This is a genomic window from Kitasatospora cathayae (genome assembly GCF_027627435.1).
Lineage (GTDB): Bacteria > Actinomycetota > Actinomycetes > Streptomycetales > Streptomycetaceae > Kitasatospora > Kitasatospora cathayae.
Window position 1 is genome coordinate 152232 of record NZ_CP115450.1, and the last position, 12284, is coordinate 164515.

The window sequence follows — 12284 nt, forward strand, 5'->3', positions numbered from 1 at the left end:
CGAGACCGTCATCGGCTGACCCGCCCCGCACCCGCCATCCGTACCCCGCCGTCCCGGCCCGCCCAGGCCGGGACGGCCGCCCGTACTCGTTCCCGACCACCTGGAGGCACCGCGTGATGACCGTTGGCCGGACCAGCGCAGCCACATAGGGCCGCTCGGGCGGGGCGGCGGCCCCCGATACGGCGGCATCCACGCTCGTTGGGTCGAGCGTGGATGCCGGCGAAGCGTTCGACTGTTCAGATGTGCCGGCTCGATGGGCCGGTGGCCAGGGGTGGTGTGGTCACCAGTGGTGATGGTGGTCGCAGGGGTCGATGACGGTGGGGTCGGTGGCGGTGGCGGTGCCGTCGCCGCCTCCGCTGACGGTGGCGGTGTTGGTGAGGGTGCCGGTGGCGGTGCGGGCCACGCGGACCCGCAGTGTGATGGGCGGGTAGGCGTTCCCGGGGTTGAGGACGTCGCTGCGGGTGCAGGTGAGGGTCCTCGTAGTGCAGCGCCATCCGCTGCCGCTGATGTTGATGGCGGTGAGTCCGGCCGGGAGGGTGTCGTGAACGGTGACCGTGGTGCCGTCGGTGGGGGCGGTCCCGTTGTTGCCGACGGTGATGGTGTAGGTGCCCTGGCGGCCTGGGGTGAAGTTTCCGGTGTGGGTTTTGGTGATGGTCAGGGAGGGCGCCGGACTGACCGGGTTGACCGCGACGCCGGTCGGGCTGACGCCGACGCCGACGGTGGCGGTGACCGTGTTGGTGGCGGTGGCGATCACCGACACACTGTTCGAGTTCACGTTGGTGACGTAGGCGTGCGCGCCGTTCGGGGCGACCGCGACGCCCAACGGGTTGGCGCCGACGCCGACGGTGGCGGTGACCGTGTTGGTGGCGGTTTCGATCACCGACACACTGTTCGATCCCTCGTTGCTGACGTAGGCGTGCGCGCCGTCCGGAGTAATCGCGACACCGGCCGGGCTGTTGCCGACACCGATGGTGGCGGTGACCGTGTTCGTGGCGGTTTCGATCACTGACACGACGGTTGAGCCAGCGTCGGTGACGTAGACGTGCGCTCCGTCCGGAGTGATCGCGACACCCTCCGGGTTGGCGCCGACGCCGACGGTGGCGGTGACCGTGTTGGTGGCGGTTTCGATCACCGACACGTTGTTCGACTGCGCGTTGGTGACGTAGACGTGCGCGCCGTCCGGGGTGACCGCGACGCCGGTCGGGGCGGCGCCGACGCCGACGGTGGCAATGACGGTGTTGGTGGCGGTGTCGATCACCGACACCGTGTTGTCGCCCTGGTTGGCGACGTAGACGTGCGCGCCGTCCGGGGTGACCGCGACGCCCCTCGGCCCGCTACCGACACCGACGGTGGCGGTGACCGTGTTGGAGGCGGTGTCGATCACCGACACATTGTTAGATCCGAAGTTGGCCACGTAGGCGTGCGCGCCGTTCGGGGCGACCGCGACCCCGAAGGGGGAGCTACCGACGCCGATGGTGGCGATGACCGTGTTGGTGCCGGTATTGATCACTGACACGGAGTTCGACTCGAAGTTAGCGACATAGGCATTCGGCGAGGTGGCGGCCCAGGCCTGGGATGAGGCGGCGGCCGGCAAGACCAGTCCTGCCACCATGGCCAGTCCCGCCATGAAGATCCGCACCCACGCCCGTGGCCGTGGTCGCTGCCCCCTTTCCTCGGGCCCCGTGCCGCGATGCGAACCGGTCCACTGTCTCCCATGCCCGACCACTGGTACCTCCACCTCATGTAAGGGCAGCCTGTGCCAGCCACACCAGTGGCGGCGACACACTAGCGATCACCCAGATGTGATCACTGAATCACAGTACGTAGCAGATGGTGGATCTGGTGATCCCGACACGTTTCGATCCGGCACGGTCGGTGCCGCCGGACACGTAGCGCGCTAGCTGTCCTCACCCAGGACGTTGTGCTCACGCTGGCCGGCGGGCGGCGCCCGTAGGGTTTCGTCGGCAGCATCCAGGTAGCGGGCACAGAACCACGGCGTTCAACACGAGTCCGAGGCTGGCGAGCTGGCCCTCCTGGCCGTCTTTGTACGCCTGCTGGCGAACGTGGAGCGGGCGCGGCCGGCCCCCTCCAACGAGGGACTGAAACTATGACCGCGCGCCACCTTCCCATGCCCGGCGCAGTGGTGGGGCCCTATGCTCGTCGTGGTTTGCCCGGGGAGAGGAAACAAGCGGTGGGTTGGTGGGCGCGTCGGCGGTTGAACCGCCGGCTGGAGGCGGCTGAGTACCTGTACAAGCAGTTGCGCTGGGTGGACGCTGAGCGGGAGCTACGCGCTGTCCTGGAGGCAGCTGCGGACGGAGCAGGCTCGCTGGTCGGCTCTGCACGCACCCTTCTGGCCCAGGCGCTCCGCATGCAGGGCCGTCTACAGGAAGCGGAGAGCGAGGCCAGGTCCGCAATCGCCGCCCAGCCGGTTCCGGGCAGGTTCGAGGAGCGCGACGGACAAGACGTACTGGCCTTGGTCCTCGGTGACATGGGCCGCCACCAAGAGGCAGCCGACCTCCTGGCCGCCACCGCCGCAGCACGCGCCCGCATCACCTCCTCCGGTCAACGGCTCGTCCTCAAGAGCCGCAGCGACCGCCTCCAGCACCTGGCCTACCTCGGCCTGCACGAGGAAGTCGTCGCGGAAGCAGCCGCCGTGAAGACCGCCGCCAGCGGCACTGACGACATCCACCGGATCATGCTGCCGCTGGCCGCCGCCAACGGCCTGGCCTTCAGCCTCTCACTCCACGGCCACTACGAGCAGGCCGAACAGGTGCTGCTCCCGGTGCTCGAGGAGGCGCACCGGCAAGGCCTGGGCAGGTTCCTGATGGTGCTGCACCTCGGCGCGGCGCGGGCGCTGACCGGTCAGGGCCGGGCTCAGGAGGCGCTTGCCGCCGTCGACCAGGCGCAGGAGACCTTCGACCGGACTCCGGGCGCCGGCGCACTGACGCACGATCTGAGCGCGATACTTCTGGCCAGGAGTGCGGCGCTGCTCGCATCGAGCCGGCCCGCTGACGCCGAACACGAGGCCCGGCGGTGCCTCAGCCAGTGCGAGCGCCGCCTCGGCCCCGGTCACCATCGCGCGCTGGAAGCCGCCACCGTGCTCGGAACCGCCCTTGCGGATCTGCACCGCAACGATGAGGCAGTCGAACTCCTGCACACCACTCACGACGCCTGGCACACCCGCTTCGGCCATGACCACCACGGCACCATCCGGGCCCGCCAGCTCTTGGCCGCCCTCACTGACCAATCCTTCTGACGTCCCCGGCCGAACCGGGCGCAAGCGGGAGGCGCCTGCGATAGGGCCCGCAGCTCGGTGACTGCAGGGACTGCTGGCGGCCGCGTCGTCCGGGTCAAGCAGCCACTCAACTGCCCCGATGAGCCACGGCCGGCCCTGGTCCTCGTCATACTCGCCGGACCACGCCAACCTGCGACGCAGAGTGACCGATGCTGCTGGCCGTCGGCGGATACGCGACTCCTGAACATGTGGGCCTACCAGTCAAGACCTGTGGCCTGACCTGCGGCATCAGGACCGCTCGGTTGCTCGCGCGTCGCCGGTCAGCGCGTACCGGCGGCACGCGAGCAGCTCCTCGGCGCTGCTGCCGATCTCCTTGCCCAGGACGTGCAGGACCTCCTCGGCGTCCCGCTCGGCGACGTACCCAGGCGCCACCCGAAGGGCGAGCAGCCCGAGCTCACGCTGGATGCGCAGGTCCTCTGGTACAGCTCGCGCCCTCGGGCGGCCAGCGCCCGCAATGCCTCGACCGGGTACCCGTCCGGGCCCGGCCTGCTCTCCAGCTCGGCGACCGGCACGTCCGGCCGCTCGCGCAGCTCGGTGAACGCCGCCGTGACCGCCACGCGTATCCGGTCCGGCTCCAGCTGCGCGCCGCCGGCCTCGACGCGGGCCTGCGCCAGGTGCCCGCGACCAGGTCCGTGAGCTCGACCACCGCCCGCACCGGCAGCACCAGGCCGCTGTCCCGTGCGTGGGACAGCTCCGGCCCGGCCTCCCGGCCGACGACGTCCTCGTTCGACGGCGCTCTCGACGTCTCGGCCGGTGGGGGTGGAGCGTTACGTCCGGTGGCTTGGCAGATCTGTCGGTTGTCATCGGATTTCCTCCGTTCGTGGCCGCGATAGTGGTCGTTGTCATTACGGGCATCAGGTGTACCGGGTCAGGCCGCCGAGCCCCTGGGCATGAGGGTGATCGTCGGGTACGTCCAGGCCGTCACAGCCTCGACCACGGCGCCGCTGAGCCGAGCCTGGTCGACGGCCCCCCGCAGCGCCTGCCGGGAGGCCGCCGAGCCGTCCACCCCCACCACGATGCGGCGCACCGTGCGGTCCTCGCCGTCCGTGGTGGAGTTCGCTCTCGTTCCCACACCACCACCGTGCCCGGGCCACCCGCTCCGGTCCAAGGTCCGGTCGCCTCCACCGGACGGGGCCACCCGGCTGCGAGTGGATCTCCGATCGCGCTCGCGCGGGCGGCGCAGCAGCATGGAGGAGGGACAGGATTGATCGAGGAGGATGGGGATGGCCGACGATCTGCTTCAGCGGCGTGCGCGCTGGTGGCCGACGGCCCGACGAGACCCGACGCTTCAGGTCATGCCCATGGGCTCGCGTCACTCACCGCTGCGGTGACGGCTCGGACGGCGTCCTCGGCATCCTCGGCCGCGGGGAGGCCTCGCGGCCGAAGCGGTCGGGATACTCCTGCCGGTCGACCTTCACCGGCGTGGGGTGCGGGCCCCAGCCCTCGTAGTAGACGCCCCGGACCAGGGTCGGCGACTGGGCGCCGAGATGAGCCGCGACGTCGATCGGGAGCCGGTCGCGCAGGGCGTGCGGCCAGGCCCGCAACAGCCGGTAGGCGCGGTGGCGGTCCTCCGACCCTCCGGTGGTCTTGGCCACGTCGATGAGCTGGGTTTCGCGGTCTGGACGGCGCGGTCGGAAGTTGGGCAGTCCGGTACCGGTCGTGATCGTCATACCCCCGTGTGACAGCGTATCCGCCACTGTCGCCAGGGCGGTTCGATTCCGTGGTCACGGTCCGCAGCCGATGGGCGTTACGGAAGACTCGGGCGCGGGGCGCAGACGGCTCCGACGAACTCGGCGACCTCGTGCCGCTCCAGCTGCTGGGCGATGTCGGCCTCGCTGATCACGCCGACCAGCCGGTGGGCCTCGATGCCCGGCAGGCGGCGGTGCGTCTGGAGGCGGTGCCGCTGTTCCTGGACTTCCGCCACACACGCCTCGCCCGCGGCGAGGAGCGGGAGTGGATCCGCGAGCGGTTCACCGCCGCCTGCGCCCACCTCGGTACCGAGGTGGGCGAGCGGGCCGGGCGGCTGACGGTCGGATGGGGGTGAGAAGAGGCAATCCGGGAGGCGGGCAAGGCCGGCGCAGAGTTCCGGGTCGGAGCGGGAGGACGAATGGGTCGGAGCGGGAGGACGAATGGAAGGGGCTCGCCCCGAGGATCTGGTCCGTGCGGTGCGCGCGGCCGGTGTACGCGACGAGCGGCTGCTCGGCGCGATCCGCGCCGTCCCACGCGCGGGGTTCGTTCCCGCCGGGCAGGAGCAGCTCGCCTACGAGGACAGGCCGGTCCCGATCCCGCACGGGCAGGTGACCACGCAGCCGTCGCTGTCCGCGGTGATGATCGAGGGCCTCACCCTCGCCGGTGACGAGCACGTTCTTGAAGTGGGCACCGGTCTCGGTTTCCAGACGGCGCTGCTGGCGTACCTCGCGGCCGGCGTGGTGAGCATCGAGCGGTGGCCGGACCTGGCCGCACAGGCCCGGCGCAACCTCGATCGGCGAGGTATCCGCAACGTCGAACTGCTCGTCGGGGACGGCAGCTTGGGAGTGCCCGAGCGCGCTCCGTACGACGCCGTACTCGTGTCGGCGGCACACCCCGATGTCCCCCCGCCACTCGTGGAGCAACTCCGTCCCGGCGGCCGTCTCGTCCAGCCGATCGGGCCGGGCGGCCGGGAGGACGTCGTGGCCTTCCGGCGGACGGCCTCGGGGCTGGAGCGGGAGCGGTTGCTCATCCCGGCGAGGTTCGTCCGCCTCCACGGCGAGTACGGCTTCCCGCCTTGATCCGGTGGACGCGGGCCCCTGCCGTACGACGGCCACTCGGGCACGACCGGCGAGGAGCGGCGCCACGGACCGCACGCGGTGTGGCACGGTACGGATTCCGCCCGGCGGAATGGTGTCGGTGACCAGCAGCAGACTGATCGGAAGGCGGGCGAGCCGGGTTGGGGCATGGTCCACGAGCAGCGGGTGGGTGGGTGGCGGCGCCGGTGATGTCGGGCGTCGCCCCGTGGGCCAGCAGGACCTGGACGGCCGTCGCGATCGTGACACCGATGCTGATCACGTCGGACCGCATCCAGTGGTGGCTAGCCCGGCTCCTGCTCGCCCAGGCGGCCCACTTCGGACCGGAAACCGGCCCTGGACGGGCACGCCCGAAGCCGGGGACGGACCTGGTGATGTGCCGATGGGGCCGGTGGACCCCTATCCGCCGCACCGGCCGGCGAGTGAGCCTGGGTGCGCGGTGGCAAGCAGCCGCAGGGACCCCGTAGGAGCGCTTCCAGGGGATCGGCAGTGCTGCCGGGCCCGGACACGGATCTTGCGCTGTGCCGCCGCCACACCGGATGGAGATGACCATGGAACCACCGCCCCGCGCACAGACGCCGTCCGGCGAACAGCTGGTGGGCGAGGTGATGTGCACCGCGCTGTGCGCCGTCACCGAGGACGAGAGCGTGCTGGTCGCCTGGGAGCTGCTGGAACGCTCCGGGTACCGGCACCTGCCGGTGGTACGCGCGGACGGCCGCTGCGCGGGACTGCTCGACCGCGCCGACCTCGCGGTCGCCTGCGCCGCTCCGGCCACCGTGCTGTCGGGCACGACCGTCCGCGAGCTGTCCCAGGGCCGCCGCCCCGCCCAGGTCCACCCGGGCGACACGCTGCACCGCGCAGCGGTGGTCCTCGGCCTGAGCGGCGTCGACGCCCTGGTCTCTACGGCCTGGCCAGAGGCGGTCGCCTTGGGGTTAATCCGGTCTTCTTCGTTTTCGTGGCCTTGTTCTTGGCGATCGCCGGTTACACGTGGTGGTGGTACGGCGACTCCCCCAAGGCGGTGGCTTTGCGGGCGAAGGCAGAGGCCAAGAAGGCCGCCCGGCAGCAGTTGAGCTGATCGCCCCGGCCTCCTGTTCATCCACGTCCGCCCGTCAGAAGCCGTCATCACACCGTTCCTGATGAATTCGGGTTCGACGGAGGCAGATGGGTCAGCAGAACTACGTCTCACCGCTTGATCGAGACCGTCACTCGAACGAACCGCACCCCCGCCAGGAGTACAGCCCGAAGGCCACCAGTGCATACATGAGGAGGGCAGGCGGGCGCCGTTCGGGTGGGTGGTCACGGAGTGCGGTGCACGGTCGTCACTCCTGGACCGGCGACAGACGGCGGCGTTCCCGAACTCCGGATCAGGCGGGCGCGACAGGAGGCCCGGGCGGCACGACGACGACAGGGACGTGGGCGTGGTGGACGATCTCGGTGCTGGTGGAGCCGAGGGCGAGGCGGCCCCAGAGGCCGGCGCCACGGGTGCCGACCACGAGCAGGCCCGCACCTTCACTCGCGTCCAGCAGGACCTGGGCGGGGCGTCCGCGCTCGCAGCGGACCTCGACCTCGACGTACGGCTCGCCGACCTGCCGGCGCAGCTCCTCGACGGAATCCGTCACCTCGCGGGCGACGACGTCGTGCAGGTGCGTCGACGGCGCGCCGCTCGTACGGGGCCACGAGGGCGTGCCCAGGTCGGACGGGTCGGCGCGGCCCGAGCCGTAGGCGCGCACGGCCCGCACGGCAACGCCGCGCAACTGCGCCTCCCGCAACGCGAAGAGCACCGCCCGGCGGGCGGACTCCGAGCCATCCGTGCCGACCACGATCGGCCCGGCCGAACCCGGTGCGGGAGTGCTGCTCACGGAGACCTCCAACGTGTGCGTCTTGACTGCGCCGACTGCCCGGCTCCGCGGATCCGGATGCTCCGGCGGCGTGCGGTCGCCGGTTCGCCCGCCTCCTTTCATGCTCCTCCGCCACTGCCGCCGCAGCACGTCCGTCCCTGGTGCGAGGTCCGGCCGGGAGCCTGCGGACGGCAACGGCGCGGCCGTTCGCGCGCGACTGGCAGGAGGGAGATCGTGGGAGTGGGCAGGCGGTCCGGCGCGGGGCCCGGGCCCAGAAGTGGTTCCTCGTGTCCGGAGGAGGGCCGGTCATGTACTTCGTCGATCGAATGGACGCGGGACGTCGCCTGGCCGAGCGGGTCGGGCACCTGACGGGCGAGGACGTGGTCGTCCTCGGACTTCCCCGCGGTGGTGTGCCGGTGGCGGCCGAGGTCGCCAAGGCGCTGCACGCGCCGCTGGACGCGATCGTCGTGCGCAAGCTCGGCGTGCCGTTCCAGCCGGAGCTGGGCATGGGCGCGATCGGCGAGGGCGGGGTCCGCATCGTCAACGAGGCGGTGATGCGGGCGACGCGCACCTCCGAGCAGAAACTGGCCGAGGTGGAGGCGCGGGAACGGGTCGAGCTGGACCGCAGGGCGCAGCGATACCGGGGTGACCGGCCCCGCGCCGAGCTCACCGGCCGTACGGCGGTCGTGGTGGACGACGGGGTCGCGACCGGTTCGACCGCTCTCGCGGCGTGCCTGATCGCCAGGAACCAGGGGGCGGCCCGGGTGGTCCTCGCCGTCCCCGTCGCGCCGCCGGGCTGGACCCGCAGGCTGGTGGACGCGGCGGACGAGCTGGTGGCGCTGTCGACGCCCGGGGAGTTCTACGGGATCGGGCAGTTCTACGAGGACTTCGCGCAGACCACCGACGCCGAGGTGATCGCCTGCCTGGACGAGGCCGCTGTCCGGATGGGCGGTGGCCGGCCGCCCGCCCCCGGCTCGCGACTGCCCGCCCGGCCCGGTTCGGCGCGGGCCGACGACCCGGAGGTCGTGGTGGACGCCGGGCCGGTACGGCTCGGCGGGAACCTGACCGTGCCCGAAGGGGCGGCGGGGATCGTGGTGTTCGCGCACGGCAGCGGCAGCAGCCGGCACAGTCCGCGCAACCGGTTCGTCGCGAGCGCGCTGAACCGGGCGGGTCTGGCCACCCTGCTGTTCGACCTGCTCACCGAGGAGGAGGCGTTCGACCGGGCGAACGTCTTCGACACCGCCCTGCTCGCCCACCGCCTGACCGACGCCACCCACTGGCTGCGCGGCCGCGACGACGTCGGTGACTTCGCGGTCGGCTACTTCGGGGCCAGCACCGGAGCCGCCGCGGCACTGTGGGCGGCGGCGGAGCCGGACTCCCCCGCCCGGGCGGTCGTCTCCCGCGGAGGGCGGCCCGACCTCGCGGGCCCCCGACTGCCGGCCGTCACCGCGCCCACCCTGCTCATCGTCGGCGGCGACGACCACGTGGTCCTCGACCTCAACCAGCAGGCCCGGGCACGGCTGCGCTGCGAGAACCAACTCGCCGTCATCCCGGGCGCCACCCACCTGTTCGAGGAACCCGGGACGCTCGAAGAGGCCGCGGACCTGGCCGCCCGGTGGTTCACCGCCCACCTCACCGCGGCGCCCGACACCGCACTCTGAGGCCGACTCCCCGACCAGGGCGCCATCGGTCGGAGGAAGAACTTCACCATCCGGGCAGGGCGGTGTGCGCTCAGGGCTCCACGGTCCACTACCACCTCACCAACCCGCAGGTCGCCGAGTTCCTGCGGGTCGCGCGCACCGTCCTCGGCGGGGTCATCAGCGGCCAGGTCGAGCTCCTGAACGGCCTGCTCACCCAGCCCCAGGGCCCCGCGCGCGACTGACCGCGCCCCTTTCATGCCCGTCCGCCCACAAGAGCCGGCCATTGTCTCGATCCACCACTTGCCAAACATGCAATTTGGTCGGCTCGCTGCGCGCGCTCGCCCGCACCGGGCGCGGCGAGGCCGCCGTGCTGGCCCTCACCGCCGCCGACACCCTCGCCTTCGACCTGGTCACCGCCGTCGTCGTCGGCCTGCTCGTCTCCGGCGTCCTGGCGCTCGCCGCCGTCGCCAAGGCGGCCAGGATCGAACAGGTCCCGCTGCACCAGGACCTCCCGCCGTCCGACCACCACGACGAGGAGCAGGCACTGCTGGCCGAGCACATCGTCGCCTACCGGATCGACGGCCCGCTGCTGTTCGCCGCCGCCCACCGCTTCCTGCTCGAGCTCACCCGGTCCGCCGAGGTCGAGGTGGCCATCCTGCGGATGTCGCGGGTCAGCGCCATCGACTCCAGCGGTGCCACCGTCCTCGGCGACGCCATCGCCGAACTCCAGCGCCGGGGCACCCTCGTACTGGTCTCCGGCATCCGCGACGAACACCACCGGCCCCTCGACGCCCTCGGCGTACTCGACCGGCTGCGCGCCGACGGCCACGTCTTCGCCGACACCCCCGAGGCCATCGCCCATGCCCGCGCCCACCTGCGCGGCGACGCCCCCGCGACCGGGCACTCCCGCACCGCGTCCGGGGCTTCCCGTTGACCGAACCGCCGGGAGGCCGCGGTGATCCGCCGCTGGCGGGACCGGCGCCGCCGCGTCGGCCGCCTCCCCGTACCGGCCTCCCCGTACCGGCCTCTCCGTACCGGCCTCTCCGTCCGTTCCGCCCGTTCCGCCCGCCGACCTCCCCGAATGAGACCGCTCCTGCGCTTCACCGTCACCCGGTACGACGACCACGGCGCCCGCGCCGAACGGCAGACCGTCGACCTGCCCACCCTCCGGTCGCTCCTCGCCGAGGCCGCCGCCACCGGCCGCCGACTGCACATCCGCCCCCGGCCAGCGGACGGCCTGCACCCCGGCGCTCGCCCGGAGGCCGGGCTACCGACGGCCGGTCGATCCGACAGTCTGTCGGGCTGACCACTCGGTCTCCCCGAACGCCGACGGCCTTCTCCCCGTCCAGTAGGGTGCGCGCCGACACACCGAAGCGCACCGGAAGGTAGGGATCCATGAGTTCACCGGCACCGGCGGCCGGCCCGGAGGAATTGCGGCGGCACCTGGGCGTCTTCGACGCGGTGGTGATCGGACTGGGGTCGATGATCGGCGCGGGCGTCTTCGCGGCGCTCGCGCCCGCCGCCGGGGCCGCCGGGTCCGGGCTGCTGATCGGGCTGGCGCTGGCCGGGGTGGTGGCGTACTGCAACGCGACGTCCTCGGCCCGGCTGGCCGCCCGCTACCCGCAGTCCGGCGGGACGTACGTGTACGGGCGCGAGCGGCTCGGCGAGTTCTGGGGGTACCTCGCCGGGTGGGGCTTCGTGGTCGGCAAGACCGCCTCCTGTGCGGCGATGGCCCTCACCGTCGGCTCGTACGTCTGGCCGGGGCAGGCGCACGCGGTGGCGGTCGCGGCGGTGGTGGCGCTGACCGCCGTCAACTACGTCGGCGTGCAGAAGTCCGCCTGGCTGACCCGCGCCATCGTCGCCGTCGTCCTCGCGGTACTGGCCGCCGTGGTCACCGCCTGCCTCGTCAGCGGCCACGTCGACACCGGCCGCTGGGCGGTCGGCGCGGACGCCGGCCTCCACGGGGTGCTCCAGGCGGCGGGCCTGCTGTTCTTCGCCTTCGCCGGGTACGCGCGGATCGCCACCCTCGGCGAGGAGGTCCGCGACCCGCAGCGCACGATCCCCCGCGCGATCCCGCTGGCACTCGGCATCACCCTGGTCGTCTACGCCGCCGTCGCGCTCGCCGTCCTGGCCGTGCTCGGCCCCGACCGGCTGGCCCACGCCGCCGCGCCGCTGGCCGACGCCGTCCGGGCCGCCGGGGTACCGGGCCTGGCCCCGGTCGTCCGGGCCGGCGCGGCCGTCGCCGCGCTCGGCTCGCTGCTGGCACTGATCCTCGGCGTCTCCCGCACCACCCTGGCGATGGCCCGCGACCGCCACCTGCCCCACCGGCTCGCCGCCGTCCACCCGCGCTTCGGCGTGCCGCACCGGGCCGAGCTGGCCGTCGGCGGCACCGTCGCCGTGATCGCGGCCGTCGGCGACGTCCGCGGCGCGATCGGCTTCTCGTCGTTCGGGGTGCTCGCCTACTACGCCATCGCCAACGCCTCCGCCTGGACCCTGAACCCCGAGGAGGGGCGGCCGCCGCGCGTGGTTCCGCTGCTCGGGCTGGCCGGCTGCCTGGTCCTGGCCTTCGCCCTGCCCGGCGCCTCGGTGCTGTGGGGAGCGCTGGTGCTCGCCGTGGGCGCCGCCGCTTACGGAGCGCGCAGGGCCCTCGCGCGCAGCTGAACCGTCCGCGGGGCCGCACACCCCGACCCGCCGGGCCGGTCGGCTGCGGACCGCCCGTGCTGCCACC

The 12284-nt window shown here is 72.7% G+C and carries 14 protein-coding genes; 9 read left to right on the top strand and 5 right to left on the bottom strand.

Features of this window, described 5'->3' with window-relative positions:
• Window positions 1-280: 280 nt before the first annotated feature.
• Window positions 281-1627, bottom strand: a complete 1347-nt coding sequence (locus O1G21_RS00870; protein ID WP_333493409.1) for a beta-propeller fold lactonase family protein — start codon at window positions 1625-1627, stop codon at window positions 281-283.
• 480 nt (window positions 1628-2107) lie between these two features.
• On the opposite strand from O1G21_RS00870, the gene O1G21_RS00875 reads away from it, so the two are divergent.
• Window positions 2108-3256 carry a tetratricopeptide repeat protein gene (locus O1G21_RS00875; protein ID WP_270139859.1) on the top strand — a complete coding sequence of 383 codons (1149 nt, stop codon included), beginning with the start codon at window positions 2108-2110 and terminating at the stop codon, window positions 3254-3256.
• 267 nt (window positions 3257-3523) lie between these two features.
• Here the strand turns inward: O1G21_RS00875 and O1G21_RS00880 are convergent, their stop codons facing one another.
• From O1G21_RS00880 to O1G21_RS00890, 3 genes are all read right to left on the bottom strand, one after another.
• Window positions 3524-3667, bottom strand: coding sequence for a hypothetical protein (locus tag O1G21_RS00880; protein ID WP_270139861.1), 144 nt, complete (start codon window positions 3665-3667; stop codon window positions 3524-3526).
• A 496-nt stretch (window positions 3668-4163) separates the two neighbouring features.
• Entirely contained in the window at window positions 4164-4367 is a 204-nt protein-coding gene (locus tag O1G21_RS41600) for a universal stress protein (RefSeq protein WP_405000565.1), read from the bottom strand.
• Between the two features lie 244 nt (window positions 4368-4611).
• Window positions 4612-4965: a DUF2267 domain-containing protein gene (locus O1G21_RS00890; protein WP_270139863.1), complete on the bottom strand. Its 354-nt coding sequence runs from the start codon at window positions 4963-4965 to the stop codon at window positions 4612-4614.
• Window positions 4966-5096: 131 nt separating this feature from the next.
• Here O1G21_RS00890 and O1G21_RS00895 point away from each other — a divergent pair, with 131 nt between their 5' ends.
• From O1G21_RS00895 to O1G21_RS00905, 3 genes are all read left to right on the top strand, one after another.
• Window positions 5097-5339, top strand: coding sequence for a hypothetical protein (locus O1G21_RS00895; RefSeq protein WP_270139864.1), 243 nt, complete (start codon window positions 5097-5099; stop codon window positions 5337-5339).
• Window positions 5340-5424: 85 nt separating this feature from the next.
• The gene (locus O1G21_RS00900) at window positions 5425-6063 is read left to right on the top strand and encodes a protein-L-isoaspartate(D-aspartate) O-methyltransferase (RefSeq protein ID WP_270139866.1); all 639 of its coding nucleotides are present in this window, start codon (window positions 5425-5427) and stop codon (window positions 6061-6063) included.
• 566 nt (window positions 6064-6629) lie between these two features.
• Window positions 6630-7148: a CBS domain-containing protein gene (locus O1G21_RS00905; RefSeq protein WP_270139868.1), complete on the top strand. Its 519-nt coding sequence runs from the start codon at window positions 6630-6632 to the stop codon at window positions 7146-7148.
• 294 nt (window positions 7149-7442) lie between these two features.
• On the opposite strand, the gene O1G21_RS00910 is transcribed toward O1G21_RS00905, so the two are convergent.
• Window positions 7443-7937 carry a universal stress protein gene (locus O1G21_RS00910; protein ID WP_270139870.1) on the bottom strand — a complete coding sequence of 165 codons (495 nt, stop codon included), beginning with the start codon at window positions 7935-7937 and terminating at the stop codon, window positions 7443-7445.
• A gap of 287 nt (window positions 7938-8224) precedes the next feature.
• Here O1G21_RS00910 and O1G21_RS00915 point away from each other — a divergent pair, with 287 nt between their 5' ends.
• The 5 genes from O1G21_RS00915 to O1G21_RS00935 all read left to right on the top strand — a co-directional run bounded on the left by O1G21_RS00915 (window position 8225) and on the right by O1G21_RS00935 (window position 12217).
• The gene (locus O1G21_RS00915) at window positions 8225-9577 is read left to right on the top strand and encodes a phosphoribosyltransferase family protein (protein ID WP_270139872.1); all 1353 of its coding nucleotides are present in this window, start codon (window positions 8225-8227) and stop codon (window positions 9575-9577) included.
• A 62-nt stretch (window positions 9578-9639) separates the two neighbouring features.
• Entirely contained in the window at window positions 9640-9798 is a 159-nt protein-coding gene (locus tag O1G21_RS00920; RefSeq protein WP_405000566.1) for a hypothetical protein, read from the top strand.
• 74 nt (window positions 9799-9872) lie between these two features.
• Window positions 9873-10490, top strand: a complete 618-nt coding sequence (locus O1G21_RS00925) for an STAS domain-containing protein (protein WP_405000567.1) — start codon at window positions 9873-9875, stop codon at window positions 10488-10490.
• Window positions 10491-10637: 147 nt separating this feature from the next.
• Window positions 10638-10862, top strand: coding sequence for a hypothetical protein (locus tag O1G21_RS00930; RefSeq protein ID WP_270139873.1), 225 nt, complete (start codon window positions 10638-10640; stop codon window positions 10860-10862).
• Between the two features lie 89 nt (window positions 10863-10951).
• On the top strand, window positions 10952-12217 hold the full coding sequence (locus O1G21_RS00935) for an APC family permease (protein WP_270139875.1): 1266 nt from the start codon (window positions 10952-10954) through the stop codon (window positions 12215-12217).
• Window positions 12218-12284: the final 67 nt, after the last annotated feature.